Origin of the sequence: Streptomyces triculaminicus, assembly GCF_017349075.1 — a bacterium.
In the GTDB taxonomy this organism is placed as follows: Bacteria; Actinomycetota; Actinomycetes; order Streptomycetales; family Streptomycetaceae; genus Streptomyces; species Streptomyces triculaminicus.
This window is the reverse complement of record NZ_JAFMOF010000001.1, coordinates 97,198-120,969: the sequence shown is the minus strand read 5'-3', so window position 1 is coordinate 120,969 and position 23,772 is coordinate 97,198. Positions and strand designations below refer to the sequence as shown.

General features: G+C 71.8%; 32 protein-coding genes. 14 read left to right on the top strand and 18 right to left on the bottom strand.

Annotated elements, in window-relative coordinates; all coding sequences use genetic code 11:
• The first annotated feature begins 115 nt into the window (after positions 1-115).
• Entirely contained in the window at positions 116-334 is a 219-nt protein-coding gene (locus tag J1792_RS00690; protein WP_086572182.1) for a hypothetical protein, read from the top strand.
• 43 nt (positions 335-377) lie between these two features.
• Here J1792_RS00690 and J1792_RS00685 read toward each other — a convergent pair whose 3' ends face one another.
• From J1792_RS00685 to J1792_RS00660, 6 genes are all read right to left on the bottom strand, one after another.
• Complete coding sequence (locus J1792_RS00685) at positions 378-533, bottom strand: hypothetical protein (RefSeq protein WP_179198982.1); 156 nt, start codon at positions 531-533, stop codon at positions 378-380.
• A 37-nt stretch (positions 534-570) separates the two neighbouring features.
• Positions 571-864 carry a hypothetical protein gene (locus tag J1792_RS00680; RefSeq protein ID WP_086572184.1) on the bottom strand — a complete coding sequence of 98 codons (294 nt, stop codon included), beginning with the start codon at positions 862-864 and terminating at the stop codon, positions 571-573.
• 156 nt (positions 865-1,020) lie between these two features.
• Complete coding sequence (locus J1792_RS00675; protein ID WP_086572186.1) at positions 1,021-2,433, bottom strand: amino acid permease; 1,413 nt, start codon at positions 2,431-2,433, stop codon at positions 1,021-1,023.
• Between the two features lie 151 nt (positions 2,434-2,584).
• Positions 2,585-3,511, bottom strand: coding sequence for an anti-sigma factor RsbA family regulatory protein (locus J1792_RS00670; RefSeq protein ID WP_086572190.1), 927 nt, complete (start codon positions 3,509-3,511; stop codon positions 2,585-2,587).
• Between the two features lie 144 nt (positions 3,512-3,655).
• Positions 3,656-4,549: a SigB/SigF/SigG family RNA polymerase sigma factor gene (locus J1792_RS00665; protein WP_179198983.1), complete on the bottom strand. Its 894-nt coding sequence runs from the start codon at positions 4,547-4,549 to the stop codon at positions 3,656-3,658.
• A 260-nt stretch (positions 4,550-4,809) separates the two neighbouring features.
• Positions 4,810-5,259 (bottom strand): SRPBCC family protein, encoded by a 450-nt coding sequence (locus tag J1792_RS00660; protein ID WP_086572693.1) that lies wholly within the window; start codon positions 5,257-5,259, stop codon positions 4,810-4,812.
• 161 nt (positions 5,260-5,420) lie between these two features.
• Between J1792_RS00660 and J1792_RS00655 the strand changes: the two genes are divergently transcribed.
• From J1792_RS00655 to J1792_RS00640, 4 genes are all read left to right on the top strand, one after another.
• Positions 5,421-5,579: a hypothetical protein gene (locus J1792_RS00655; protein ID WP_086572692.1), complete on the top strand. Its 159-nt coding sequence runs from the start codon at positions 5,421-5,423 to the stop codon at positions 5,577-5,579.
• 39 nt (positions 5,580-5,618) lie between these two features.
• Positions 5,619-5,963 carry a DUF4190 domain-containing protein gene (locus J1792_RS33825; protein ID WP_242645407.1) on the top strand — a complete coding sequence of 115 codons (345 nt, stop codon included), beginning with the start codon at positions 5,619-5,621 and terminating at the stop codon, positions 5,961-5,963.
• Between the two features lie 81 nt (positions 5,964-6,044).
• Positions 6,045-6,476, top strand: a complete 432-nt coding sequence (locus J1792_RS00645) for a GNAT family N-acetyltransferase (protein ID WP_086572705.1) — start codon at positions 6,045-6,047, stop codon at positions 6,474-6,476.
• A gap of 204 nt (positions 6,477-6,680) precedes the next feature.
• Complete coding sequence (locus J1792_RS00640; protein ID WP_179198998.1) at positions 6,681-7,628, top strand: glycosyltransferase; 948 nt, start codon at positions 6,681-6,683, stop codon at positions 7,626-7,628.
• 28 nt (positions 7,629-7,656) lie between these two features.
• Here the strand turns inward: J1792_RS00640 and J1792_RS00635 are convergent, their stop codons facing one another.
• From J1792_RS00635 to J1792_RS00625, 3 genes are all read right to left on the bottom strand, one after another.
• Positions 7,657-7,956, bottom strand: coding sequence for a hypothetical protein (locus tag J1792_RS00635; protein WP_086572689.1), 300 nt, complete (start codon positions 7,954-7,956; stop codon positions 7,657-7,659).
• A gap of 112 nt (positions 7,957-8,068) precedes the next feature.
• Positions 8,069-8,302: a metallothionein gene (locus tag J1792_RS00630; protein WP_086572687.1), complete on the bottom strand. Its 234-nt coding sequence runs from the start codon at positions 8,300-8,302 to the stop codon at positions 8,069-8,071.
• Between the two features lie 144 nt (positions 8,303-8,446).
• Positions 8,447-9,619, bottom strand: coding sequence for a PP2C family protein-serine/threonine phosphatase (locus J1792_RS00625; RefSeq protein WP_086572686.1), 1,173 nt, complete (start codon positions 9,617-9,619; stop codon positions 8,447-8,449).
• 134 nt (positions 9,620-9,753) lie between these two features.
• Here J1792_RS00625 and J1792_RS00620 point away from each other — a divergent pair, with 134 nt between their 5' ends.
• Positions 9,754-10,185 carry a protein-tyrosine phosphatase family protein gene (locus J1792_RS00620; RefSeq protein WP_086572685.1) on the top strand — a complete coding sequence of 144 codons (432 nt, stop codon included), beginning with the start codon at positions 9,754-9,756 and terminating at the stop codon, positions 10,183-10,185.
• A gap of 22 nt (positions 10,186-10,207) precedes the next feature.
• Here the strand turns inward: J1792_RS00620 and J1792_RS00615 are convergent, their stop codons facing one another.
• Together J1792_RS00615 and bla are read right to left on the bottom strand one after the other, a co-directional pair.
• Positions 10,208-10,570, bottom strand: coding sequence for a cupin domain-containing protein (locus J1792_RS00615; RefSeq protein WP_086572683.1), 363 nt, complete (start codon positions 10,568-10,570; stop codon positions 10,208-10,210).
• A 134-nt stretch (positions 10,571-10,704) separates the two neighbouring features.
• Positions 10,705-11,580: a class A beta-lactamase gene (gene bla, locus J1792_RS00610; RefSeq protein ID WP_086572704.1), complete on the bottom strand. Its 876-nt coding sequence runs from the start codon at positions 11,578-11,580 to the stop codon at positions 10,705-10,707.
• 162 nt (positions 11,581-11,742) lie between these two features.
• On the opposite strand from bla, the gene J1792_RS00605 reads away from it, so the two are divergent.
• Both J1792_RS00605 and J1792_RS00600 read left to right on the top strand, forming a co-directional pair.
• Positions 11,743-12,288: a hypothetical protein gene (locus tag J1792_RS00605; protein ID WP_086572682.1), complete on the top strand. Its 546-nt coding sequence runs from the start codon at positions 11,743-11,745 to the stop codon at positions 12,286-12,288.
• A gap of 231 nt (positions 12,289-12,519) precedes the next feature.
• Positions 12,520-13,290: a hypothetical protein gene (locus J1792_RS00600; RefSeq protein ID WP_086572680.1), complete on the top strand. Its 771-nt coding sequence runs from the start codon at positions 12,520-12,522 to the stop codon at positions 13,288-13,290.
• A 77-nt stretch (positions 13,291-13,367) separates the two neighbouring features.
• Here the strand turns inward: J1792_RS00600 and J1792_RS00595 are convergent, their stop codons facing one another.
• The gene (locus J1792_RS00595) at positions 13,368-14,144 is read right to left on the bottom strand and encodes a hypothetical protein (protein ID WP_086572678.1); all 777 of its coding nucleotides are present in this window, start codon (positions 14,142-14,144) and stop codon (positions 13,368-13,370) included.
• A gap of 215 nt (positions 14,145-14,359) precedes the next feature.
• Between J1792_RS00595 and J1792_RS00590 the strand changes: the two genes are divergently transcribed.
• Positions 14,360-14,800 (top strand): enediyne antibiotic chromoprotein, encoded by a 441-nt coding sequence (locus J1792_RS00590; protein WP_086572677.1) that lies wholly within the window; start codon positions 14,360-14,362, stop codon positions 14,798-14,800.
• A 67-nt stretch (positions 14,801-14,867) separates the two neighbouring features.
• Here J1792_RS00590 and J1792_RS00585 read toward each other — a convergent pair whose 3' ends face one another.
• Positions 14,868-15,239 carry an arsenate reductase family protein gene (locus J1792_RS00585; RefSeq protein ID WP_207246397.1) on the bottom strand — a complete coding sequence of 124 codons (372 nt, stop codon included), beginning with the start codon at positions 15,237-15,239 and terminating at the stop codon, positions 14,868-14,870.
• A 138-nt stretch (positions 15,240-15,377) separates the two neighbouring features.
• On the opposite strand from J1792_RS00585, the gene J1792_RS00580 reads away from it, so the two are divergent.
• Entirely contained in the window at positions 15,378-15,569 is a 192-nt protein-coding gene (locus tag J1792_RS00580) for a DUF5133 domain-containing protein (RefSeq protein WP_086572673.1), read from the top strand.
• A gap of 67 nt (positions 15,570-15,636) precedes the next feature.
• Here the strand turns inward: J1792_RS00580 and J1792_RS00575 are convergent, their stop codons facing one another.
• From J1792_RS00575 to J1792_RS00560, 4 genes are all read right to left on the bottom strand, one after another.
• Positions 15,637-16,371, bottom strand: coding sequence for a potassium channel family protein (locus J1792_RS00575; protein WP_242645406.1), 735 nt, complete (start codon positions 16,369-16,371; stop codon positions 15,637-15,639).
• Complete coding sequence (locus J1792_RS00570; RefSeq protein WP_242705229.1) at positions 16,364-17,737, bottom strand: TrkH family potassium uptake protein; 1,374 nt, start codon at positions 17,735-17,737, stop codon at positions 16,364-16,366. The genes J1792_RS00575 and J1792_RS00570 overlap by 8 nt, the downstream gene beginning before the upstream one ends.
• Positions 17,738-17,903: 166 nt before the next feature.
• The gene (locus J1792_RS00565) at positions 17,904-18,551 is read right to left on the bottom strand and encodes a response regulator transcription factor (RefSeq protein ID WP_086572670.1); all 648 of its coding nucleotides are present in this window, start codon (positions 18,549-18,551) and stop codon (positions 17,904-17,906) included.
• Positions 18,536-19,795, bottom strand: a complete 1,260-nt coding sequence (locus J1792_RS00560; RefSeq protein WP_086572669.1) for a sensor histidine kinase — start codon at positions 19,793-19,795, stop codon at positions 18,536-18,538. The genes J1792_RS00565 and J1792_RS00560 overlap by 16 nt, the downstream gene beginning before the upstream one ends.
• A 151-nt stretch (positions 19,796-19,946) precedes the next feature.
• Between J1792_RS00560 and J1792_RS00555 the strand changes: the two genes are divergently transcribed.
• Positions 19,947-20,387 carry a hypothetical protein gene (locus J1792_RS00555; RefSeq protein ID WP_242645405.1) on the top strand — a complete coding sequence of 147 codons (441 nt, stop codon included), beginning with the start codon at positions 19,947-19,949 and terminating at the stop codon, positions 20,385-20,387.
• 73 nt (positions 20,388-20,460) lie between these two features.
• On the opposite strand, the gene J1792_RS00550 is transcribed toward J1792_RS00555, so the two are convergent.
• A complete protein-coding gene (locus J1792_RS00550; protein WP_086572668.1) occupies positions 20,461-21,333 on the bottom strand; it encodes a LysR family transcriptional regulator in 873 nt (290 codons plus the stop codon).
• 194 nt (positions 21,334-21,527) lie between these two features.
• Between J1792_RS00550 and J1792_RS00545 the strand changes: the two genes are divergently transcribed.
• The 3 genes from J1792_RS00545 to J1792_RS00535 all read left to right on the top strand — a co-directional run bounded on the left by J1792_RS00545 (position 21,528) and on the right by J1792_RS00535 (position 23,727).
• The gene (locus tag J1792_RS00545; protein WP_086572667.1) at positions 21,528-22,223 is read left to right on the top strand and encodes an SDR family oxidoreductase; all 696 of its coding nucleotides are present in this window, start codon (positions 21,528-21,530) and stop codon (positions 22,221-22,223) included.
• A gap of 242 nt (positions 22,224-22,465) precedes the next feature.
• On the top strand, positions 22,466-22,930 hold the full coding sequence (locus J1792_RS00540; RefSeq protein ID WP_086572665.1) for a hypothetical protein: 465 nt from the start codon (positions 22,466-22,468) through the stop codon (positions 22,928-22,930).
• 419 nt (positions 22,931-23,349) lie between these two features.
• Complete coding sequence (locus J1792_RS00535; protein WP_086572664.1) at positions 23,350-23,727, top strand: DUF6355 family natural product biosynthesis protein; 378 nt, start codon at positions 23,350-23,352, stop codon at positions 23,725-23,727.
• Positions 23,728-23,772: the final 45 nt, after the last annotated feature.

Below are 23,772 nucleotides of genomic sequence, written 5' to 3'. Positions count from 1 at the left end.
GGCACCCGCCGTACGAGCCGGAGGTGGATGGCATGGCCCGGGACAAGCACAGGAAGAGCGGTTCCGATCGGTACGAACGGACTGGCAAGGGCGGGACCGGAAAGGACCGGCGGTCATGACGGACCGGCGCCGCGGCGGCATTCCCCGCGACATGCAGGACCAGCAGGCGAGCGGCCCCCGGCGGGACCGGGCGGTCCCCAAGGGCGGAAAGGGCGCCCGCGACCGGCGCGAGGCCCGGGACGCCGGAACCGAGGACACCGGCGAGAAGGGAACCCGGCGTCGCGACGAGGCGGCCGGCACGGTGGACCCGGCGACGGGCGAGCCGCCGGACTGACGCCGCGACCCGCGACCGCGATCCGCGCCGGCCGCCGGGGCGTTCACGCGGGGCGGTCGCCCGTGCCGTCGGCGATCCGGTGCTCCAGCCGCTGCACGCGCTCCACGACCCTCGGCGTGACGGCGCGGTCCTCGGAGCGGGCCTGCCGCACCTGTTCGAAGCCGTGGTGGTCGAACCACGCGATGTCGCCCTGGCGCACGAACCGCTCCGGGGCGTGCCGCAGGAAGCGCAGCTCGCTATCCGGGAAGGTCGCCGCCGGTCACAGCGGTCAGGCGCCCGTCGGGAGCGCGGTTCACGCGGACCGCCCCGACGGATTCCGTATCGACGTCCTTGCTGAGCCGCCGCACCCCGTCGACCGATACCTCCAGCGCGCGCGTGCCGCCCGACGCAGGGATCTCCAGGAGCCGGGCGTAGCCGGTCTGCAGCCGGGTGCGCAGGGCCGGCTCGTCCAGGGCGACCTCCCCGTCCACGGACACCACGACGTGCTGTCCGTCGAAGCCCTCCTCCAGCGCGATCTTCAGGGCGCCCATGGGGCCCGCTCCCTCCGGTCGGGTTCGTCGTCGCCTCCGATCACACCACAGGGAGGCGGGCCGTGGTCGCCGGCCGCGCCCGGTACGCGCGAACGCCCGAAAGCCGGTTCCCCGGGTGCGGGGAACCGGCCTTCGGAGGGCGCCTGAACGGGAAGGTCAGTGTCCGTCGGCGGCGGTGGCGGTGCGCTGGCGCACGTAGCCGGTCACCGCGAGGGCCAGTGCCAGGCCGCCGGTGAAGTACAGCTGGACGCGGGTGTCGGTGTCGATGGTCATGAGCACGAGGACTCCGGCCACACCGGCCAGCGTCACCCAGGTCAGATACGGGAAGCCCCACATCCGCACCACGAGCTTCTCGGGCGCCTCGCGCTCCAGCCGGCGGCGCAGCAGCAGCTGCGAGGCGGCGATGAAGCCCCACACCACCAGGACGACCGCGCCGACCATGTTGAGCAGCCAGGCGAAGACGGTGGTGGGCCACCAGTACGACAGCAGCACGGCGACGAAGCCGAACGCGGACGAGGCGAGCACCGCGCGGCGGGGCACCCCGCCGGAGACCTTGCCCAGGGCCTTGGGGCCCTGGCCGCGGGAGACCAGCGAGTAGGCCATGCGCGAGGAGCCGTAGATGTTGGCGTTCATCGCCGACAGCAGCGCGACGAGCACGACCACGTTCATGATCTGGCCGCCGGCGGGCACGCCGAGGCGGTCGAGGACGGCGGCGTACGGGCCCATCTCCGTGACCGTCTTGTCGTGCCACGGGATGAGCGTGACGATCACCAGCATCGAGCCGACGTAGACGATGCCGATCCGCCACATCGTCGTCTTCACGGCCTTGGCCACGCCGCGGGCCGGGTCCTCGGACTCGGCGGCCGCGATGGTCACGGTCTCCAGGCCGCCGTAGGCGACGACCGAGGCCAGCAGACCGGTCAGCAGGCCGTCCGCGCCGGTGGGCAGGAAGCCGCCGTCGTGGAGCAGGTGCGCGGTGCCGGGGGAGTGGCTGCCGGGCAGGAGGCCGAAGACGGCGAGGGCGCCGAGGACCAGGAAGAGGGCGATGGCGCCGATCTTCAGGGCGGCGAACCAGAACTCGAACTCACCGAAGTTCGCGACCGCGCCCAGGTTGGTGCCGCAGAAGAGCGCCATGAAGACCAGCACCCACATCCAGGACGGGGTGCCCGGGAACCAGCCCTGCACGATGTGGGCCGCGCCGATCGCCTCGACCGCCACGCCCACGACCAGCAGGGTCCAGAACATCCAGCCGGCGGTGAAGCCTGCCCACCGGCCGATCGCGCGGTCGGCGTGGACGGAGAAGGAGCCGGAGACGGGGTTGGCGGCGGACATCTCGCCGAGCATCCGCATCACGCACATCACGAGAAGGCCGGACACGGCGTACGCGAGCACGATCGACGGGCCCGCCGCGGCGATGCCGGCGCCGGAGCCCACGAAGAGGCCCGCGCCGATGACGCCGCCGAGGGCGATCATCGACAGGTGTCGCTGCTTGAGCCCGTTCGACAGGGCGGAGCCCTGCTGCGGGGGGCTCTCCTCCGGTGTGCGGGAAGAGGGGAGTGTCCGGGTCATGGTCAAAACCTGTCCATAATGCGAGACTGAAGAAGGCTCGAGTATGGACAAGCGCGGGGAGAGGGCGCTCGCCCGTCCGATATGCGGACGGTCCGCTCACGCACCGTGATCACTCTGCGGCAAAGGCTTCGCGTCCCTTTGTCCGGTTCCTTCAGCGGCGCACATAACAGCGCGTGGTGGTGCCGCCCGGGAGGGTGTGGACGCGCACGAGGTCGCTGAGGTAGTGGACCAGGAGCAGGCCGCGCCCGCCCGGCCGGTCCGGCGGCGGTGGGCAGCGGCCCGCCAGCGGGTCGCCGATGTGGCCGCCGTCCGTCACCTCCCACACGACGTGTTCGTCCTCGGCCCAGATCCGTACGGTGCCCGAGCCGCCGCCGTGCAGCACGCTGTTCGTGGTCAGCTCGGCGACGGCCAGGGCGAGATCGTCCCGGCGCGAGGGTGCCAGGCCCAGCGCCACGGCGCGCTCGAGGACGAGGTGCCGGGCGGCCGGGAGAAGGTCGCCGTCGAAGACGAACGCGAAGGCGGCGGCACCGGGCGGCGGGAGCGGCCGGTTGTAGGCGGCGATGACACGGTCGGGGGCGTACGAGCCGCTCGGCGCCTCCTTGCCGTCGGCGATGACCACCGGGTGGGTGGCGTGCGCGTCCGCCAGCACCTCCGGGGCCAGCCCCGCCACGTCGTACGGGCACAGTATGGTGACCCGCCGGCCGGTGAAGGCGTGGTTGATCAGCGCCTCGTGCTGGACGCAGGCCGGGTACTCCACCGCGGAACGGCCGGCCCAGATCGGCTCACCGACGAGGCGGACGCGCACGCCGGGATGGGCGTCGGCGAAGGCCAGCAGGACCCGGGGGATGATCCGCCCCGGATTGCGCCCCGCCTGCTGCATGTCGAGGAACCGCACCGCCGCGCCGTCCGTGCCCAGCTCTCCGCGCAACTGCTTCAGGTTGTGCGACGGCACGGCCACCGCCACCGGCTCGCCGGCCTCCAGGCCGGCGCGGATGAACGACACATTGGCGGCGAGGTACTCGTACCGGTCCCGGTAGAACAACGCCGGATGTGTGAAGGCCTCGTCCGCGGCCGTCACGTCCCCCACCCGTCACCCCCCGATCGCCGACAAGCCGGACGACGATGTCTCCACGATACGGCGATGCACGACGAGGGGAAGTGGGGACGATGGGACGCGGCGTCATGACGCCGGCACTTTCCGTACGCCACGGCACCTCACTGTTCACTGTTCGGCGAGCATGTGCGTACGCAGCCGCGCGAGCGTTCGGCTCAGCAGGCGGGAGACGTGCATCTGGGAGATGCCGAGCCGCGCCCCGATCTGGGACTGCGTCAGCTCCTCGCCGAAGCGCATCCGCAGGATCTGCCGCTCCCGGGTGTCGAGCTCGGGCAGCAGCCGCCCCAGGACCTGGATGTTCTCGACCTTCTCCAGGTTCTCGTCCGTGGTGCCGAAGCGTTCGACCCACGCCCGGGAGACCGCGCGGGTGCGCTGCGGGGCCTCGTCGTCCGCCGGCATGTCGAGGGAGTTGGCCCGGTAGCCGTTGCTGGCGATCTGGGCCTCGACGACCTGCTCCTCGGACAGGTCCATCACCTCCGCCAGCTCCCTGACGTTGGGGGAGCGGCCGAGCCTGCTGGAGAGCTCGTCGGTGGCCTTGGCCAGCTCGACCCTCAGCTCCTGCAGCCGCCGGGGCACGTGCACCGCCCAGCTGGTGTCGCGGAAGAAGCGCTTGATCTCACCGGTGATGTAGGGAATGGCGAAGGTGGTGAACTCCACCTCGCGGGTGAGGTCGAAGCGGTCGATCGCCTTGATGAGGCCGATCGTGCCGACCTGGACGATGTCCTCCATCTGCTCCGAACGCGCCCGGAAGCGGCCGGAGACGAAGCGGACCAGCGAGAGGTTCATCTCTATGAGGGTGTTGCGCACGTACTGGTACTCGTGCGTGCCCTCCTCGAGGACCGCCAGACGGTCGAGGAACACCTTCGTCAGGGACCGGGCGTCCCGCGGGTCGACGCCGGCCGCGTCCTTGACCTCCGGCAGCCCCTCCGCCTGCCCGTCGTACTCCCGCGGGGAGTTGCTCTCCTCGGCCGTCGTCGACCGGGTCGCCTGTGTGGTGCTCACGCGCGCCCTCCTTCGTTCGGCTGTCGGACGTGCGCCTGCCCTACGCTCCCGCCCCTATTCCGCCGTGGGCGAAAAATTCTCCATGTCCTGTTCGTCATGTCAACGCATCGTGTCCACACGGGGTGGCGACGCGTCAGATCCTGGAGGCGGAGGGGATGGGCGGGGCATGAGCGGGGACGCCGCCGCCCCCGGCCGGACGCGGCCGGGGGCGGCGCGGCGCGCTCCCCGTCGCCCGGGGCGCGCGTGCGTCCCGCGGGCGGTCAGACCGCGCCGCGCCACTCGCCCGTCTCGATGCCCCGCGACTCGATGAAGGTCTTGAAGCGCTCCAGGTCGCCCTTGGCCTGACGGCGGACGAAACCGAGCTTGTCGCCGAGCGTGTCGACGAACCCCTCGGGGTCGTGGTCGAACTGCAGCATCACCTTGGTCCGTCCCACATCCAGATGGTGGAAGGTGACGACGCCCGCCTGCCGGACCTCACCGGCCACGGTCGTCCAGGCCACGCGCTCGTCGGGGATCTGCTCGGTGATCACCGCGTCGAACTCCCGCCGGACGCCGTCCGTCTTGGTCACCCAGTGGGTGAGCGTCGGCGTGCGCTGTTCGACGCGTTCCACGCCCTCCATGAACCGCGGGAACTCCTCGAACTGCGTCCACTGGTTGTACGCCGTGGTCACGGGGACGGCCACCTCGATGGATTCCTCGATCTTCGCCATGATGCCTCTCCTTCGCCGTCGGTGACGGTCGGTCACCGGTGCGGCTGCCCTCGATCCCCGCGCTCAGACCTCGCACGGCCGCAGTTTCCGTCCCGTCCTGCCGGGCAGCCGACGCGGAGAAGAGATCACGGAAGAGCCGACCCGAAAGGAGGGAGCACACGATGGCGTTCCTCGTCGCGGCTCTCCTCGCCCTGGGCCTCCTGTCCGGCACCGTGGCCCACATCCCGCCGGCGGTGAGCCTCGTCGCGGCGGCGCTCGTGTCCGCCTGGCTCCTGGTCTTCGCCCTCCGCGAGCGCCGGCCCCACCGGCGCGACCACTGACCGCACGCGCCACCCGGCCCGGCCCGAGAGGAAGGACCGATGAAACCCTCTGTCACCACCGTCACCCACGACCGCGAACGCACCGCGCCCCGCACGACCGCCCCCGCCGCCCCCGCCGGCACCGGCCGTCACCGCGCGGACGGCCCGCGCCGCGACGCCGACCTCATGGCGATCGCGTCCTTCGTCTCCGGACTGGTCGGGCTCCTCGTCTTCAACGTCGTGCTCGGCCCCTGCGCCCTCGCCCTCGGCGTCACCGCCCTGGCCCGCGGCACGGGCCGCCGCTTCCGCGCCCTCCTGGGCTGCGCTCTGGGCTGCGCCGACCTCGTGCTGCTGCTCGTCCTCTCCCTCGCGCAGGGAACGCCGAGCTGGCATCTGAACGCCTGACGGGACCCGGAGCCGTCGTCGCGGCCTGACGCGAAGGGGCGACGCTACTGACGGCGGCCGGAAGCCATTAGGGTGCCCGGCATGAAGATCATCGACCTCGCTCCCGGCGACGACCGCCTCATATCCGACCTCCTGCCCGTCCTGCGGCAGCTGCGCCCGCATCTGACGGAAGACCTCTTCCGGCAGGTCTACGAGGAGGGACACGGCCAGGGCCTGCGCTTCACGGCCGCGTACGGCGACGACGGCGTGTGCGTGGGCGCGGCCGGCTGGCGCGTACTGGTCAACACCGTCGCGCTGCGGGCGCTGTACGTGGACGACCTGGTGACCGCCTCCGACGCGCGCTCCACCGGCGTCGGCCACCACCTCCTGGCGCACCTCCAGGAGCACGCCCGCGAGTCCGGCTGCCATCTGTTCACCCTGGACTCCGGAACCCACCGCACCGACGCCCACCGCTTCTACCTGCGGGAGCGGATGGCCATCTCCGCCTTCCACTTCCAGAAGGACGTCGGCTGACGCGGCCGCCCCGAAGGCCGGCCGGCGCGGGCACCACGCCCGGGCCGGCCGGGCGGCGGGCCGCCCCGGCAGCCCGTACGGCCGAACGAGGCCGAGCGGCGCGGTGCGCGATCCCTCATGCTGGTCTCGGCGGCCCTGCGCGCCGCACGCGTCGAGGGGGTGACCGCACCGGGGGGCCGACCGAGGGCCGAAGGGCTGAGCACAGTGACGATCAAGACCTTCCTCGAGCCCGGCACGGACCGCCCCCAGGACCTCGCCGCCGCCAGACGGGCCTGCACGGCGCCCGGCGGCGCGCCCCTGCGGATCTCCGTCGTCATCCCGGCCCGTGACTGCGGCCCGACGATCGAGGGCGTGGTGCGGCCGGTCGTCGAGGAGCTCATGGCGGCCGGGGCGGTCGACGAGGTGCTGGTCGTCAATCACCACTCCACGGACGACACCGCCGAGCGGGCGGCCCGCGCCGGAGCCCGGGTGATCGACTTCTCGTCGGCCGGCCCGATCACCGAGATCCCGGACTCCGGCAAGGGATCGGTCATGTGGAAGGGCATCTGGGCCAGCGACGGCGACATCGTCGTCTTCATCGACGGCGACCACCTGAGATTCGACTCCTCCAAGGTCTCCCGGCTGATCGGGCCCCTGCTGGGCGACGCCTCGCTCCAGCACGTACGGGCCTTCTACGACCAGTACGGGGGCGGCCGCACCACCGAGGCCATGGCCCGCCCGATGCTGTCCCTGCTGCACCCGGAGCTGGCCGGCATGCGCCAGCCGCTCAGCGGCGAGCACGCCACGCGCCGCGCGACGCTGGCCGAGCTGGTGTTCCCCGTCGGGTGGGGAACGGAGTTCGGGATCCTCGACCAGATCTGCCGCCGCCACGGCGCCGCGGCGATCGGCCAGGTGGACCTCCAGTACAAGGAGCACGTCAAGGGGGACTGGGCGCACATCTCGATGCAGGCCTTCGAGCTGCTCTACGTGGCCATGCGGACGGAGTTCCGCGCGCAGGGCCGCCCGCTGCCGGAGCACTGGGGCAGCGTCGTGCTGACGCCCGGCGACCGGCCCGGCGAGGTTCTCCGTCGCCCCGCCCGGACGGGGGAACTGCCGCCGCTGATGAGCCTTCCGGGCTGGCCGGAGCGGGAGCGGCAGCGCCTCGGTGTGTGATCCGGCCGGCCCGGTGCGGACCCTTGGGTCACGCGAGGCCGCGGCCGCCCCGGCCGGCCGCGCCGCGGAGCTCGTCCGCGCTCACCTCGACGAAGCCGGCCGTGCGCGTGGTGGGAAGGCGGCCGTCCGCGTCGACGAGGCTCCTGAGGCCTTCGACGCGCGGGCGTTCCGCCTCGAACTCCTGGACGAAGCCGACCCAGTGGCGCAGGAGGCCGGGGAGCGCGTCGACGTCCGTGAACGACACCTCGCGCAGGAAGGTGGCGCGGAGCTCGGGGTGGGGGAGCGCGTCACTGATGCCGTCGACGGTCCACTGCCTGCCGGTGCTCATCGGGTCCTCCACGCTTTCGCGGCCGGCTGTCACGGTAGCGGATGAAGGGGGCCCGGGGCCCCGCCCTCGTGCATGCCCGCCGCCACCGTCGCCGCGGTGCGAGCGCGCCGGTTCAGGCGTGGTCGGTGAGCTGGGTGTAGCCCTTCGCCCGTGCGCAATGGGCGCAGCAGAAGAACATGCCGTCCGTCTCCAGGCCGTGGCCCAGGATGCGGCATCCGCAGTTGTCGCAGATCGGCGCGAGTTTGTGGGCCGCGCATTCGAAGCTGTCGAAGACGTGCACGGCTCCTGCGGCACGTACCTCGAAGGACAGTTCGTAGTCGTTGCCGCAGACCTCGCACACCGTCATGTCGCTCATTCCTTGCCGCTCTCTCGGTTCGGGGCGCTGTCGCCTCCGGGGCGCTGGGTCGCCAGGATGCAACACGCCGGGTCGCGGAGACCGTCGGCGCCACGACGACGCGGGCACGGGGGCGCGGGCATCGCCCGTCCGGCCTCACCGCCCGTCCGCGGGCGGGCTTCCGCCGTCCTCCTCCGCCCCGTGGGCCGTGCCGGGCACCGGCACGAGCGGGTCACGCCGTTCGATGGCCAGGATGGCCACGTCGTCGCTCACGGACCCCCCGGCGTGGGCGAGCAGATCGCGGTGGACACGATGGACGAGCCGCTGAGGATCTGTCTCCTGCCAGGAGGCGACCCGTTCGGCCAGCGGGTAGAAGCGTCCGTCGGCGTCACGGGTCTCGATGACGCCGTCCGTGTACAGCAGCAGCACATCGCCCACCGCGTAGGGGAAGGACTCGGTGGTGTAGTCGTCCTCCGTCAGGGCGCCGGTCATGCCGAGCGGCAGCGCGGGGTCGGCGACCGCCAGGGCGGTGACCTCGCCCCCGCTCAGCAGCAGCGGGGGAGGGTGACCGCAGTTGATCAGCTGGATCAGCGGCCGGTCGTCGGGGATGTCCAGGACCACCGCGGTGACGAACCGTTCCCCGCTCGCGTCCGGCTCCGTCATCTCCCAGTACGAGGCGTTCTGCAGATGGGCCACCAGCCGGGGCAGCGGAGGGTTGCGGTGCGCCGCCGCGCGGAAGGCGCCGAGCAGCAGGGCGGCGTCCCCGATCGCCGAGAGCCCCTTGCCGCGCACGTCGCCGATCATGACGCGGGTGCCGTGCCGGGTCCGCGCGACGGCGTAGAGGTCGCCGCCCATGCGGGTCTCGGCCTCGGCGGCGAGGTAGACCGACGCGCACGCCAGGGGTCCGATGCTGGCGGGGATCGGCCGCAGGAACACCCGCTGGGTCACCTCGGCGACCAGGCGCGCCTGGCTGAGCTGCCGCTCGTGGCCCTCCTGGGCGTGCCGGAAGATCACCAGGAGGATGGAGATGAGGAGCAGGGCGGCGATCTGGGCCTGGTGGTTCGGCGTCGTCAGGCCGCCGTGGAAGACCCCGATGACGACCTGGGCGGTCACGGCGAGGGCCCCGATGACGGCGGTGAGCGCCGCGCCGCCGATGGCGGCGGTGATGGCGGGCGCGGCGACCAGGAGCGGCCCCAGATGGATGTTCGGGGGCGTCAGCAGATCGACCACCGTGACCAGGGCGATGAGCCCGAGCGGCACCGCGATCAGCGAGCGGCGGCCGAGCGGCCGTCGCCGCCCGGAACCGAACCGTCTCCGCTGAAGGGCCATGGTTCCTGCTTACCTCGTCGGAGCGCTCCCTGCTCACCTGCCACCACCGTGCCCCTCGTCGTCACACGATCCGCGTCGTCGCCGGGGCGGCTCTCCACCTGGGCGCCCCGTCGCGCGGCGGCTACGGTGAACGGGTGGCGGGAACGTGGGCGATCGACGACGTGGGTGTTCTGCGGCTGCCCTCCGGGCGGCTGATCCGGGGCCGGGGGCTGCGCCGGGGCCTTCCGCCCGGCCCGCTCCCCGGCTTCGCCGTGTACCTCCTGGGCAAGCGGCCCCCGGAGGTTCCCTGGGAGTCCCGCTGGCTGCGCTGGCCCGACTTCCGGTTGCCCGACAGCCCCACGGACGCCCAGGCGGTGCTCGGCGAGGCCTGGGCGCGGGCGGGATCCGACCGCGTCGAGATCGCCTGCGGCGGCGGCCGCGGCCGCACGGGCACCGCCCTGGCCTGCCTCGCCGTCCTGGACGGTGTCCCCGCCGACGCGGCGGTGGCGTTCGTACGCCGCCACTACGACCGCCACGCCGTCGAAACGCCCTGGCAGAAGCGCTACGTCCGCCGCTTCGCCGACTGAGCTCCGGGGGTCGGCGGACCGGTCAGCGCTTGGCGTAGTCGGCGAAGCCCTGCCAGTCGACGAGGACGCACGGCTCGTCCCCGATGACCCAGGCGTCGTGACCGGGCGGGCAGATCATGTAGTCGCCCGGCCCGAAGTCGTCCTCCTGGCCGTCGTCCATGGCGATGTGCATCCGGCCCGAGATGACGTAGCAGGCGTGGGAGGCCTGGCAGCTGTCGGTCCCGGCGATCGGCTTGATGTGCTGGGTCCAGCGCCAGCCGGGTTCGAAGGTGGCCCTGCCGACGGCCCCGGCACCGGCGTCCACCAGCTCGAGCTTTCCTTTGCCGTCCTCGAAGGGGCGGACTTCCTCGGGCGAATCGAGGCTCTTGCGTACGAGACCGGCCATCGGGCGCTCTCCTCGGTAGCTGATCGGCTGCCTCGAACGTAGTGGCCGCTGCGGCGGGCGGCGAGCCGTGCGCGGCGGGCGGGTGACGGTCCCCGCCCGCCGCGTCCCGGTGTGCTCCCGGGCGTTCCCGGCCGTCAGGCCAGGGCGCTCACCAGGAGCTTCGCGGTCTCGGCGACCAACGCGTCCTCACCCTTGGCGTCGGGGCTGTGCTTGGTCGTCAGGACAGACAGCACGAGGGGCGAGCCGTCGGGGCTCCAGGCGACGCCCACGTCGTTGTTGGTGCCGTAGCTTCCGGCTCCGGTCTTGTCCCCGAGGGTCCAGCCGGGGGGCAGCGCCTTGCGGAAGCGGTCGGTGCTGGTGGTGTTGCCCAGCAGCCACTTCGTCAGCCGCTCGCGGTCCTCGGGCGCGAGGGCGTCGCCGAGGACGAGCCGGGCGTAGGTCCGGCCGATGGCGCGGGGGCTCGTGGTGTCCTCCACGCGCCACGGCTCGGCCGAGTTCAGCGTGGGCTCCCAGCGGTCGAGGCGGGTGACGGGGTCGCCGACCGAGCGGCAGAAGCGCGTGACGGCGTCCGGGCCGCCCAGCTCGCGGAGCAGGAGGTTGGCGGCGGCGTTGTCGCTCTGCTGGATGGTGGCCTCGCACAGCGCGGCCACGGTCATGCCGTCGGCGATGTGGTCCTTCGTCACCGGCGCCCAGACGGCCTTGTCGACATCACCCTGTGTGTAGTGGACGCGCTTGGCGAGGAACGTCCCGTCGTGGTCGAGGTCCCGCAGGACGGCGGCGACGGCGAGCGTCTTGAACACCGAGCACATCGGGAAGCGCTCGTCGGCCCGGTAGCGCACCGTCCGGCCCGTCCTCGGGTTGTGCGCGAACACCCCCACACGCGCGGAGTGCTCACGCTCGAGCCGGCTCAGTCGCCGGCAGATCTCGTCGTCGCCGGGCGTCGACGCGTAGGCCGTGCCGCTCGTGGCGAGGGCGGCGGTCAGCGCCGTTCCCGCGCCGAGGGTCAGCATCGCGCGGCGTGACAGGGTGCCACGGGTGGTCTGCGGGAGGGATTCCACGGTCGTACTCTTCTCTCTCGCTGGACAAAGACGATCTTGAAGACGCCGGCAGCAGACCGATCAGTTCCACTTGCGCGCCATGACGCCGATGACCGCCCCGCGAGGAGAGTCCCGATGAGCGAGCCCACCGTTCCCGACCCGGCCTGGTGGCAGGCGGACCCCGACCGCTGGGAACTGCTGGCCTTCGACGGCCGCTACGACGCCGAGGGCCTCCCGTACGACGCCGGCTGGAAGGACCGCGAGGAAGTGCTGGACCTGCTCCTCGCGGACCCCGGCCCCTGCTCCGCGGACTTCGCGCGCTTTCTGCTGCGCCAGGAAATCCTCGGTCACGGCCATGCCTGGGGGTACAGCGATCGCATCGGCATGGCGGCCCTGCTCGTCGCCGAACAGCGGCGGATCGAGGACGTCTGGCTGCTGTGGGATGCGAAGTCCAGAAGCTTCGACACCTTTTGCGGGCTGCCCGACGCCTTCCTCGTCGTCAACGGCGTCGAACGGACCCTGGAGTACATACGCGGAAGTGATGACTCCGGGCGGGACTGGTGTCTCGAGTTCCTCGACGGGATGGCATCGGTCACGGACGAAGCCGTCGCGGAAAAACTCGTCCGCATACGCGAGTACTACGGCGAGCTCAGGGAACTGCGGAGCGATGAGCCGGCCTGACGCCGGACCGCAAGCCTTTTGATCCGTTATCAGGAAGGGAATGCGCCCCCCAGGCCTCGGTCGGATAGACGAGTGATTGCGCCGACGTCACGATTGGGGCCAGGGGTGAAATTATGTTGATCTGTCGGTCGGTGGGGGACGTAGATTGATCCGCACACGACGGTCCGCGTGAACGCCGGGAAATCCGGCGTGCGGGAACGTTGTCTCACCGATCGAAAAGAAAGCTTTTCCATGCGTCGCATCACCGTCCGTCGTACCGCCATCGCCGCTTCCGCGATGTCGCTGGCCCTGCTCGCCGGCGCTTGTGGCTCCAAGGAGTCCGAGGCGAAGGACGAACCCAAGGCCAAGGCCTCCGCCGGCGCGCCCGCCGCCCCGGCCGGGAAGGCCCTGTCGCAGGCCGAGCTGGAGAAGCTCGCGCTGGCCGAGAGCGACCTTCCGGGCCTCAAGGTCGCCGGCGCCACCAAGGCGGACACCGAGTCGACCAAGACCATGGGCAGCGACAAGGCAGAGTGCAAGCCGCTGGTCGACGTCATGGCGATGCGCGGTGCCGGCAAGCCCGGCGCGACCGTGACGCGCAAGGCCATGAAGATGCCCGCGAAGCCGGCCGAGGGCGCCTCGGCCGAGGAGAAGATGAAGGCCGGCCTCGGCGCGCTCGGCACCACCGTCACGGCCGCCACGCTGGGCTCGCACGACGGCCAGGGCGCGGCGGACGCCATCGCCGCGGTGAAGAAGGCGGGAGCGGCCTGCGCCGGCGGCTTCGTCATGACGGCCGACGGTGAGAAGACGAAGTTCACCAAGGTCGAGCCCCTCTCCCTCACGGCGGGCGACGAGTCCGTCGCCTTCACCTTCGCCATGGAGGTGGAGGGCGGCGACGCCGCCACCACCCACATGGTGGTGGCGCGCAAGGGCGGTACGGTCGCCTCCTTCTACGCCCTGAGCCTGGCCGGCAAGGCGGAGCAGCCCAAGGACGTCGTCGACGCCCAGATGAAGAAGCTCGGCTGAGCCCTTCCGGCGAACGCCGCGGCAGGCCGGGCCCGGACGGGGGCCCGGCCTGCCGCGGCGCGTTCCGTGGCCGTCGCTCAGCCCCGGACGCGCACCCCGTACCGGGTGCGCAGGACGCGCACCTCCCAGTACGAGACGGCCGTGACCGACAGCGGTCCGCCGAGGAAGGCCGCGATCTGCACGGGCAGCGGCCCGTTGGGCAGGCCGTCGCCGAGCTGGACGAGGTTGAGCACCCACACGAGGACGGTGGTGAGCACGGCCGGCAGCGCGGCGTGCACGTCGGCGGTGTTGAAGGCGTAGCGGGCGGCGGGACCCGAGGCGAAGAAGAGGAAGCACGCCGACCAGACCAGATACGGAACCCCGACGACCAGGGTGAGCAGCCCGACCAGCATCTGGACGGCGACGACGTCCTCCATCAGTTTCAGCAGCCCGCCCAGGCCGAGGAACCCGCCGACGGCGAGGGCGGGAACGCCCAGGTACCAGCCGATGGCCTTGAGGGGGTAGCGCAGGCGTGAGCGGAGCAACGCCCGGTGCCGCGGGGGCGCGTACCAGATGAAGCCGGCGATGACGAGCGGCCCCACCAGTATCAGGGTCAGCGGGGCGAGGAACAGCTTGGTGAGCCCGTCCGCGAACACCGCGCTCCAGCCGCCGTCCACGCCGTAGACGGATATCAGCGCGAAGGTCGTCAGCAGGCCGGCTATCGCGCGTGCCTTTTGGACGCGACCTATGACGGGATCGCTCACCCGGCCCGTGCTGGGGGCCGCGAAGATGGCGACGGCCCGGGCGCGGGCGTGCCGGGCGGACCCCCATGCGAGGTTGCCCCGGATTCCCGCCGTCTGGTCTCTGAGCGCCATCGAGGCGTCCTCCCCTGTGAAGATCGATCTCGGGGGAGTCTATCGAGGGCCGCCGAGCCCTCCTCCGGCCCTCGCGCAGCAATATCGAAGATGCCCTTCCGCTCAGCGGCGTGTGATCATTCCAGAGGATCCAAAACGGACGGAATGGCGGAAGTGCCGCCAGCCGCCCGCGAGTTCTCGTTTCCGACCACTCGGATGGGAAGGGACACGACGTCATGGTGAATTTCAGGACCGGACCGTTACCCGCACTGGGCGCGGCCGCCGCGCTGGCCCTCGGCCTCTCCGTCGCGGCCCAGGCCCCCGCGCTCGCCGTCCAGGCCGCACAGATCACGGTCACCCCGTCGGAGAACCTCAACGACGGCCAGAGCGTCACCGTCTCGGTGACCGGCGCGCAGCCCGGCGCGGAGTACTTCGTCGGGCAGTGCGCCAAGGTCAACGGGGCCGACGCCTGCAACTGGGGCAGCGCCACCCCCTACCGCACCGACGACAAGGGCGCCGCCACCTTCCAGCTCGTGGTGAACAAGGCGTTCCAGGGCAAGTCGCCCACCACCGGCGAGGTCGTCGGGTCCGTCGACTGCGCCGCCGTCCAGTGCTACGTCGACTCGGGCGGCCCGAACGAGCACATCGGCCAGGTACGGCTGAGCTTCGCCGGATAACGCCCCGCCGGGACCGGTGGGTACGGGCAGGCCGCGTACCCACCGCCGTTTCCAGGCGAGGCAGCGGCTAGCGGCGCCCGGACCGCGCCAGGGCCTCCCGCACGGCCTCCTCCGTACGCCCCACCACGGCCGAGCCGTCGTCCGCCGTGATGATCGGACGCTGGATCAGCTTCGGATGCCGCGTCAGGGCCTCCACCCACCGCTCCCGGGAGCCCTCCTCGCGCGGCCAGTCCTTCATCCCCAGCTCCTTGGCCTCGGCCTCCGTGGTCCGGGTGATGTCCCACGGCTCCAGCCCGAGCCGGCCGAGCACCGCACGGATCTCCTCCGCGCTCGGCACGTCGTCGAGGTAACGCCGGACCGTGTAGCCGGCGCCCTCCGCGTCGAGCAGCGTGAGGGCGCTGCGGCACTTCGAACAGGCGGGGTTGATCCAGATCTCCATGGCCCTACGGTAACCGCCGGCTCGCACCCCGCCCGCCCGGGGCCGTGCCCGCCGCGTACCCCCACGCATGACCGTATGGGTCCTGGGTAGCCGAGCCCTCGTCCCGGTCAGGGTGGCCGGGGCGGGAGGAGAAAACCCGTGGTGATGGCTCACCCTGCGGTGCTGACCAAACTGATCGAGGAGTACGAGGAACTCCGCGCGCTGTACCGGGGCGAGGGCGGTGAGCAGGTACGGCGGCGCATGGACGACGTCGCCTACACCCTGTGCGTCTCCACCGGCACGCGCGACGTGGACGCCGCGGTCGTCGCCGCCCGGCGGCAGCTGGCCTGACGGACCGGGGGCCGCGCCGCCCGCGGCCTCCGCCGTGCCGGGGCCGGCGCCCCCGAGGGGCAGCGGTTCACCGGTCGAGCTCGGTGAACCGCTCCACGGCCGCCGTCCTGCCGGTGACGACGATGATGTCGCCGTGCTCGACGACCGTCTCGGCGGTGGCGTGGGTGAAGTCCTCGCCGGGCCGCTTGATTCCGACGACCGTCACCCCGTACTTGCTGCGCACCCGGCTCTCGCCCAGCGGCATCCCGGTGACGACCCCCGGGGCGGCGGTCTTCACCAGGGCGTAGTCGTCGTCGAACTGGATGAAGTCCATCATCCGCCCGGTCACCAGATGCGCCACCCGCTCGCCCATGTCGTGTTCCGGAAGCACCACATGGTGGGCGCCGAGCCGTTCCAGGATGCGGCCGTGCTGCCGGCTGACCGCCTTGGCCCAGACGTTGGGCACCTCGGCCTCCAGCAGGTTCGACGTCGTCATGATGCTCGCCTCGACGTCGGAGCCGATGGCGACCACGGTGCTGGTGAACTCGTGCACGCCGAGCTGCTGGAGCACCACCGGGTCCGTGCAGTCGGCCGCCACCGCGTGGGTGATCACGTCGCTCAGCTTCTGGACCCGCACCGGGTCGTGGTCCACACCGAGGACGTCCCAGCCGCGCCGCATCAGTTCACGGCACAGCGAATCGCCGAACCGCCCGAGTCCGATCACGACGACCTGCTGGCCGGCCGGGGGCTGGGGGCGCCGCGCGGTGCGCTTGTCACGGCGCGCTCTGAGGGGAGCTCTGAGGGGGTGCAGGTAGTCAGCCAATGACGGGTCGCTCCTTCGGTAGCTCGTAGCGGCGCAGGCGTTCGCGCAGCGCCAGCGCCGACACCAACGTGACCGGACCGAGCCGGCCGACGAACATCAGCGCGATGAGGATGAGCTTTCCGGCCGTGGACAGCCCCGGGGTGATGCCGGTGGACAGGCCCACCGTGCCGAACGCCGAGACGACCTCGAACAGCACCGCCGAGAGGGACTTCCCCGAGACGGTGAGCAGCACGAGGGTCGCCACGACCACCAGCCCGATGCTCAGCAGGGCGACGGTCAGGGCCTGACGCAGGACGGACGGCGCGAGGCGCCGCCGCATCACCTCGGCGGCGGGTTCGCCGCGCACCTCGGCGAACATGGCGGCGGCCAGGACGGCGAAGGTGGTGACCTTGATCCCGCCGGCGGTGCCCGCGCTTCCCCCGCCGATGTACATCAGCACGCAGGTCGCCAGGAGCGTCGACGGCCGCATGGCGCCGATGTCGAGGGTGTTGAAGCCGGCCGTACGGCTCACCGCCGAGTGGAAGAACCCGTTGAGGACCTTCTCGTCCCAGTCGAAGGGGCGCAGCGTGCCGGGGTTGGTCCACTCCAGCAGGCATGTCAGCACGGTCCCCGCCGCCAGCAGCACCACGGAGGTGAGCACGGTGAGCTTGGTGTGCAGCGACCAGTTGCGCTTGCCCTGGGTCCGCCTGCGGCGCCGGTGGCGCAGCACCTCGAGCAGGACGGGGAAGCCGAGGCCGCCGATGATCACGGTGAACGCCACCGGCAGGGTCACCCACGGGTCCTCGGCGTAGGGGACGAGGTTGTCGGGCCTCAGTCCGAACCCCGCGTTGTTGAACGCCGAGACGGCGTGGAAGAGGCCGAGGTAGGCGGCGTCCCCCAGGCCCCGCCCGTAGGCGAGGAAGAGCCGGAGAGCGAGCAGCGTGCTCACCGCGGCCTCGACGGTCAGCGTGATCACGGCGACGCCGACCAGGACGCGCCGTACGTCCCCGAGGCCCAGGCTCTTCGTCTCCGCCTGCGCCGTCAGCCGCATCCGCAGCCGCAGCTTTCCGGAGATCAGCAGCGCCAGCAGCGAGGCCATGGTCATGATGCCGAAGCCGCCGAGCTGGATCAGGGCGATGATCACGCCCTCGCCGAAGCCGCTCCAGTACGTTCCGGTGTCGACGACGACGAGCCCGGTCACGCAGGCGGCGGAGGTCGAGGTGAACAGGGCGGTGACGAAGTCCGCGCCGTGCGGGCCCTCCGTGGCGACCGGCAGCATCAGCAGCAGCGCGCCACCCGTGATCACCAGGGCGAAGGCGCCCACGAGGGTCCGTGCGGGATGGATGGTGAGCAGCCACCGCAGGAGCTGCGCCGTGTGCCCTGCCACCCGCCGACCTCCCGCCATGAATCGACTGATGTTGCCGAATATCTGACGAAAAGGTACCCGGGGATCCGCTCACGACCGGGTCACCCCGCCGATCCGCGGGGATCCGGCTCGCCGGACGAGTGCCGGCGATCAGCCGGCCCGGTGAACGTGCCCCGCCCGGATCGGGCTACGGCTTGTTCAGGTAGGTGAGGACGGCGCGGACGCGGCGGTTGGTGTCGTCGTCGTCCATGATGCCGAGCTTGCCGAACAGGGAGGTGGTGTACTTGCCGATGGCGCTCTCGCTGAGGAAGAGGCGGCGGCCGATGGCCTGGTTGGACAGTCCCTCGGCCATGAGACCCAGCACGGAGTGCTCGCGTTCGGTGAGTTGGCCGAGTCCCCGGCTCGGGGAACCGTTGGACAGCAGTCTCGCGATGACGGCCGGGTCCATGGCGGTCCCGCCGCCCGCGACGCGCTCCAGGGCGTCGATGAACTGGTCGGCGTCGAACACGCTCTCCTTGAGGAGGTAGCCGACGCCGCCGGAGCCGTCGGCCAAGAGCTCGCGGGCGTAGAGCTGCTCGACATGCTGGGAGAGGATGAGGACCGGCAGTCCGGGTATCTCGCCGCGGGCGGCGAGTGCCGCCCGCAGGCCCTCGTCCGACTGGTGCGGCGGCATGCGAACGTCGATGACGGACACGTCCGGGCGCCATGTCCGCAGCGCGTCGAGCGTCTCGGGTCCGGTGGCGGCCGTCGCCACCACCTGGTGCCCGTACGCCTCGATCAGGCGGACCATCCCGTCGCGCAGGAGGTAGAGGTCTTCGGCTACAAGGATGCGCATGGCACCGTCATCCTGACATGGGTAGGGCCGCCCGGCGGGCTGGTGATCTCCAGGGTGCCGTCGAAGACCGCGAGGCGGCGGCGCAGCCCCGCGAGCCCGCCGCCGGCCCGGGCGTCGGCCCCGCCCCGGCCGTCGTCCTCGACCTCGACGACGAGGCCGGTCTCGTCCCCGGCGAGGCGCACGCGCGCCCGCGACGCGTGGGCGTGCTTGACCGCGTTGGTCAGCAGCTCGGCGACGCCGAAGTAGACGGCGGACTCGATCGGCGGGTCCAGACGCAGCGAGGTGCCGGCGCCGACGGCCACGTCGAGGGGGACGTCCAGAGCGAGGGCACGGACGGCGTCGACAAGTCCCCGCTCGTTCAGCACCGGCGGGCTGATGCCCCGGATCAGCTCGCGGAGCTCGGTCAGCGAGGCGGTGGCGCCGGCCCGCGCGTCCCGCATCAGCGCCCTGGCCTGGTCGGGGTGGGTCTCCATCAGCTTTTCGGCGGTCGCCAGGGAGAGCCCGAGCGCGACCAGGCGGGCCTGCGCTCCGTCGTGCAGGTCCCGCTCGATCCGGCGGATCTCGGCGGCCTGCGCGACCGTCGCGTCCGCGCGCCGGGCGGTCAGCTCCTCCACCCGGTCCGCCAGCGCCATCGCGGGCGACGGGCGCAGGAAGCGGACGGCCACCGGCTCGACGGTCCGCCAGGCGTACGGGGCGGAGGCGACGGCCACGACCAGGCCGAGCGCCCCGACGAGGCGCGCGGCGGGCACCGGCAGGTCGAGCGCGAGAACCGCCGCGGCCACCATGGCCGGCGGGAAGGCGGCGACCACTCCCGCGGTGAGCGGCGCGATCCCCGTGAACCGAAGGTCGCGCCAGGTGGCCGGGTCGCCCCACCAGGTCCGCCACTTCTGATCCATGACGGCGTCCCGGCGGCTGCGCTCGTAGCCGAAGCCGTTCCACCAGTACCCGGTGGACATCCGCGTGACCGGCCCGCCCTGCCGGTATCCGGCGGGGATGACGGTGGCGGTCCACCTCGCGACGAGGAAGCGGATCACCCGGCAGACCGGGCGGGACAGAGCGAGCGTGCCCACGCACACCAGCACGAACGGCGCTGTCCACGACCACGGGTTGCCCGCGCCCCACCGGATCCCCAGCGCCACGGCGGCGGCCCACACGGCCGGGACCAGCATGCTCACGGCCGCTACGACGCACGCCCGCACGAACCCCACGCCGGCGCGCGCCACCCACGAACCCAGCTGTCTCATGACTCTTCCTCCGCTTGCCGTTCGGTGCTCCCACTGTGCACCGCGCGGAGCCCGCCACCGCCCCGGTCGGTCAGGGAGTGGGGCTACCCCCACCCACCCGTGGGTCCAGGCCGATACCGCGTCGGTCGAGCGCTCCGTAGCGTCGGTGAGCATGGAAACCAACACCCGCACCATGACCGGGACGGCACACCTCAACAGCCCCCGCGCCCAAGGGGCCTTCGGCACGGCGGAGATCAGCATCAAAGTCTACGGCGCACTCAGCACCGCCGCCCTCGTGGCCGTCATCGCGGTGTCGAGCAGCGGTCACATGGTGAACACCTTCATGTGGGTCCGGGCAGTCCTGCTGCCGGTGGTCGCCGTGCTGATCCACCGCTTGACCGTCTCCGCTTCCCGGGGATCCCGACGGGCCTTCGAGCGCGTGAGCGCCCTCGCCGTCATCATGCCGATCGCGATCATCGGCGTCGACCTGATCCCGGGTGTCTGCCCGCCGTGGTACGCCGTGATGCAGACCGTCTGCATGCTGCCCGTCGTCCGCGTCGCGTTCATCACCCGCGGCTCCGCACTGCGCGCCGCCTTCCCCAAGGGGCGCTGATCGGGCGCCGGACGCGTTGGTCCGCCACCGGCCGGCAAGTCCGGGTTGTTTCGTCGCCGAGCACGGCTCCAGGTCAGTCCGTGGACGGCACGGGCGCCCGGCTCGTGGGCCCGGGGTTCTTCCTCTCCGAACCGCCGGTGCACCGGCGCAGAGTTGCGGTGGCGATGTCCAGGAAGTCCGATGCGGGGCCGGCGCGACCGCTCTCCGGTACCGCCAGGCAGGTCTCGACGGGCAGGGCGTCGGCGACGGTCAGGTAGACGAGGTCAGGGCGGGAGTAGGACTCCGCGACGCTGACGGGGACGAGCGAGATGCCCTGCCCGGAGGCGATGAGCTCGAACTTCTCCTCCAGCGACGACGTCCGCCGCGTCCTGCCGCCAAGGATCGGCTCACCGTCGAGATCGGCCGATGTGAGGGTGCTGCGGCCGGCCAGCGGATGTGTCACCGGCAGGCACGCGACCTTGGTCTCGTGCCCGATGGGGACGGTGCGCAGCCCCGAGTCGTCGAAGGGGCGCCGGAGGTATCCCACGTGCGCGCGGCCGTCGCGGAGCGGCGCGTCCCGTTCCCACCAGCGCAGCGGGAAGACATCGACGGCGACCTTGGGATGGCTCGCCGTGAACGCCCGGATCGCGTCCGACACGTGCAGGCCGGGCGAGAACGCGACGACGAGCCGCTGCTCGCCCCGCTGGGCCTCGTGCACGCGTCGCAGCGCCAGGTCCACCACCATGGTGATCCTTGACGCCTCGTCATACAGCTGTATCCCCGCGGGGGTCAGCTCCACGCTGCGCGTGGTCCGCGTGAACAGCGAGCATCCCAGCTCCTGCTCGAACGCGCGGATCTGTCGGCTGAGGACCGGCTGTGCGATGAACAGCGCCTGTGCCGCCCGGCCGAAGTGCCGGTGCTCGGCCACCGCGACGAAATAGCGGAGCTTCCGCAGATCCAGATCCATGCCGTAACGGTATCAATGCGGCCCCAAGGGTATTGGACGTCCGGCCGACCCCACTCGGAGACTTGCAGCGTGCTCGACGCACTCACCCCACGGCCGTGAACGACGCTCCGCGACAGTGCTGACGCCCTGACCGCGAGAGGAATCACATCAGCCGCACCCGGCCCGCCGGACCGCCTCGACTCTCAAGGAATCACATGAACGACACCCGCAAGACCGCCGTCATCATCGGGGCCTCACGGACCCTGGGCCTGGGGCTCGCCGCCGAGTACCTCCGTCGCGGCTGGGATGTCGTCGGCACGGTCCGCGGCAGCCGGCGCACCGGCCTCCACGACCTGGCCGAAGCATCCGGAGGACGGCTGACCGTCGAGTCGCTGGAGATGACCGAGCCGGAGCAGATCTCGGCACTGCGCGACCGCCTGGCAGGGCGCACTGTGGACCTGCTCTTCGTCAACGCCGCCATCACACGAGGCGATATCCCGATCGGCGAGGTCCCGACGGACATGTTCACCGAAGTCATGGTCACCAACGCCCTCAGCCCGATGCGCGTCGTGGAGTCCCTCCGCCGGCTGGTCGCGCCGACGGGGACCATCGGCGTCATGTCCTCCGACCAGGGAAGCATCGCTTTGAACACGGAAGGCGGGCAGGACCTGTACCGCGCCAGCAAGTCCGCGCTCAACCAGTTGATGCGCAGCTACGCCGCCCGCCACGCCGAGGACACGCGGACGCTGCTGCTCATGGACCCGGGCTGGGTCCGCACCGAACTGGGCGGACCCGACGCCGACCTCAGCGTGGAGGAGAGCATTCCGGGGGTGGCGGAGACGATCGAGCGCCACCGGGGGAAGCCCGGCCTTCACTTCGTCGACCACCAGGGGCAGGTCGTGCCCTGGTAGGCCTCGGCGTCCGCTGCGGCCGCGGCTCTTCCGTCGCTGGAGCGTTTCTCCCAGGAGTGTCCTGAGGCCATGCCCTGCCCGAAAACGGGTGCGATCCCGCCGGTTCCCCGGCCAAAGAGGGAATCGAACACGACATGGCGTCATAGAGGGTGTTCGTCCGGCACACGAGGCTGCGAGAGTCCGGGGTGCCGCCCCTGTCCGGGGGCGCCGGTGGATGAACAACTCGACGAAGGGACACTTTCGTGGGGAAGAAGACCGCCACGATTCTCGCGGCCGCGGCACTCGCGGCCATGACGCTCGCCGGACAGGCGAGCGCGACGCCCTCCGGCCACGCCGTAACGGCCGCCAAGAGCACGACGGCAGGGCAGACGGTCAAGCAGAGCCGGACCATACACGCCACGTTCACCCTGGAAAGAAACAAGTCGGTGAGCTCCAACACCGCCCGGCTGGTCATGCAGTCCGACGGCAACCTCGTCATCTACGACGAGTTCAATCGGGCCCGCTGGGCCACCGGAACCGTCGGCCAGGGCTGGAAGGCCGTCTTCCAGACGGACGGCAACTTCGTGGTCTACACCCGCTCGAACCGCGCCGTCTGGGCCTCGAACACCGACGGCCACCCCGGCTCCCGGCTGGTCGTGCAGGACGACGGCAACGTCGTCATCTACGACGGCAGCCGCGCGATCTGGGCCTCCGGCACCGACCACTGATCCACCGCGCTCACCCGTCACCGTCACCCGGTGAACCGGGCCCCGTCGCCCGCACGCCACGTGCCGGGCGACGGGGCGAGGCCGGCCCGTCATCGCGACGGGCCGGCCTCGCCCGGTTCGGCCCCTGCGCCTCCCACACGGTCCAGCCGTCGGCCCCGGATCGCCCACGCACGGGCGGTGAAGGCGACCGACCGTCGGGCCGCGTGGGCACGGTCTCGCCGAGCGCGGACACGCGGCCTGCGGGCCTGCGGGGGAGGGGTCGCTCGGCGCCCGGCGGTGCCGCTCGTATGACTGTTCGTCCTCTGTCATCTCTTTCTCCCCCTTCGACCACCTTCGAAGGCTCTGGCCACGCTATGGGTACGAGGGCCAGGCTGATGTCCACGGCATCAGCCGTCCTTCCAACGAAGAGGGAGAGCACCATGACGTTTCGCGGATCATCCGCATCAGAGCCCGCCCGCCGTGGCCGTCGGCTCAGCCTGGCGACTGTCGTACTGGCCGGTGCCCTGGCCGCTTCCGTGGCCGCTCCCGCCAGTGCTTCCGCCCCGGCGGGCGCTGCCGCCCCGGTGAAGATCCAGGCCTGCGGCTGGAACAAGGGCGAGAACGGTGAGCGTGCCTACTACGAGCACTGCGCCACCAACACCAACGTCTGGATCCAGGTCACGCGCTGGCCGCGGTCCAACTACCACCGCTGCGTCGGACCGGGCCGTACCAACCTGGACTTCGACGCCACGGGAGCCTGGTACGACAGCAACTACCGCGGCGGCCTGTGCTCCCACCCGGGGGACACCGGCCCCTGATCCGAGCGCCGCGGGTCCACGGGCACGCGCGGACCGGCCCCCCGC